This window comes from Parafrankia sp. Ea1.12 (genome assembly GCF_900465275.1).
Taxonomy (GTDB): domain Bacteria; phylum Actinomycetota; class Actinomycetes; order Frankiales; family Frankiaceae; genus Parafrankia; species Parafrankia soli.
The window spans coordinates 1-2331 of record NZ_UBIZ01000658.1; the positions used below are offsets into that span (position 1 = coordinate 1).

The 2331-nt window shown below is 78.0% G+C and carries 1 protein-coding gene; it reads left to right on the forward strand.

Annotated elements, in window-relative coordinates:
- Positions 1 to 2331, forward strand: a 2331-nt coding sequence (hrpB, locus tag FMEAI12_RS34605; protein WP_112109266.1) for an ATP-dependent helicase HrpB, incomplete at both ends; no start/stop codon positions are given.

Sequence of the window (2331 nt, forward strand, 5' to 3'; positions counted from 1 at the left end):
CGCTGATGCTGTGGGTCGCGGCGGTGTGGGCGGGGGCGAGGTGGGTGGCGCGGTCGGCTACACGATCCGCGGCGAGCGCAGGGTCGGGCCGTCCACCAGGGTCGAGGTGGTCACGACAGGAGTGCTCGTCCGGCGGTTGCAACGCGACCCCGAGCTACCCGGTACCGACGCGGTCATCCTCGACGAGTGCCACGAGCGGCACCTCGACGCGGACCTGGCGCTCGCGTTCCTGCTCGACGTCCGCGCGGCGCTGCGCCCCGACCTGCTCCTGCTCGCCGCCTCCGCGACAGCCGACACCCGGCGGCTGGCCGCGATGCTCGGCGCGCCCGGCCAGCCCGCGCCGGTCGTCGGGACGGACGCCTCGATGTTCGACGTCGAGGTTGTCTGGGCGCCCCCACCAGGGGTGATCGCCCCGGCGCACGGCCTGCGGGTCGACCCGCGGCTGCTCGACCACGTCGCCGCGACCGTCGGGCGCGCGCTGCGGGAGACGTCCGGGGATGTGCTTGTCTTCCTGCCCGGGGCCGGTGAGATCGTCGCCGTCGCCGGCCGGCTCGCCGGGCACCGGGACGCGGTCGACGTGCTCACCCTGCACGGCCGCCAGGCCGGCGGAGCGCAGGACGCGGTGCTGCGCGCCGGTCCGCGTCGCCGGGTCGTCCTGGCGACCGCGGTCGCGGAGAGCAGCCTCACCGTGCCCGGCGTGCGGGTCGTCGTCGATGCCGGCCTGGCCCGCTCCCCGCGGATGGACCACGCCCGCGGGCTGGGCTCGCTGGTCACCGTGCGGGTGTCACGGTCGTCCGCCGGGCAGCGCGCGGGCCGGGCCGGCCGGGAGGCGCCAGGCCGGGTGTACCGCTGCTGGTCCGCCGCCGAGCACGATCGGCTGCCCGCCCAGCCGGAACCGGAGATCGGCGTCGCCGACCTGACCGGCTTCGCGCTGGAGCTGGCGGTCTGGGGCCATCCCGGCGGCGTGGGCCTGCCGCTGCTCAGCGACCCTCCCGTCGGCGCGATGGAGGCCGCCGGGGCCTCGCTGCGGGCCCTCGGCGCTGTCGACGAGACCGGCCGGGTCACCCCGCGAGGACGTTCGATCGCCCAGGTCGGGGCCCATCCGCGGCTCGCGCGGGCACTGCTCGACGGCACCCGGGCCGTCGGCGCGCGGCGGGCCGCGGAGGTCGTGGCGATGCTCTCCGGGGACGGCCCGGTGGGCGGCCCCTCCGACGACCTCGTCGCCGCGTGGCGCCGCCTGCGCAACGACACCGACCGGGCCGCGTCCGCCCGCTGGCGGGAGGAGGCCCGCCGGCTGCGCTCGGCCGCGGACGCCACACCCGCCGGGCCGGCTGGGCCTGCTGGGCCTGCCGGGCCCGCGGCCGGGGGAACGGGTGGGATGACCGACGATCTCGCGGCGGGGCTCGTGGTCGGCCTCGCCTTCCCCGAACGGCTCGCGCGGGCCCGTGATCCCGGCGGGGCGAGCTATCTGATGGCCGGCGGAACCGGCGCCGAGCTCACCGCGGGCTCGGCGCTGACCGGGGCGGAATGGCTCGCCATCGCGGTCGCCGACCGCGGGCCCGGCCGGACGTCCGCCCGTGTACGGCTGGCCGTCACCCTCGACGCGGCCACCGCGTGGGAGGCGGGCGCGGCGCTGCTGCGCACCGAGGACGAGGTCGCCTGGTCCGGTGGCGACATCGTCGCCCGCAGACTCGAGCGTCTCGGCGCGATCATCCGCACCGAGCGCCCGGTGAACAGGCCCGACCCGTCCCTGCTGCGGGCCGCGGTGCTCGACGGGCTGCGTGACGCGGGTCTTCCCGTGCTGCGCTGGAGCGCCGACACGCTCGCGCTGCGGGACAGGCTCGCGTTCTGCCACCGGGTGCTAGGCGTCCCCTGGCCCGACGTCACCGACGCCGCCCTGCTGGACTCCGCCCCCGACTGGCTCGGTCCGGACCTCGACGGCGTGCGGCGCCGCGCCGACCTCGAGCGCATCGACGCCGGCCGCGCGCTGCGCCGGCTACTGCCCTGGCCACAGGCCGCCCGGCTGGACGAGCTGGCTCCCGAGCGGGTGGCGGTGCCCAGCGGCTCCCGGGTGCGCCTCGACTACAGCGGCACCAGCGGCGCGGCCGGCCCCGTGCTGGCCGTGAAGATCGCCGAGGTGTTCGGCTGGGAGCGGGTACCCGTCGTCGCCGACGGCCGCGCGCCACTGGTGCTCCACCTGCTGTCGCCGGCGGGACGCCCGGTGGCGGTGACGAGTGACCTGGCGTCGTTCTGGCGCACGGGCTACCCGCAGGTCCGCTCGGAGCTGCGCGGCCGCTACCCCCGCCACCCCTGGCCGGACGACCCGACCAC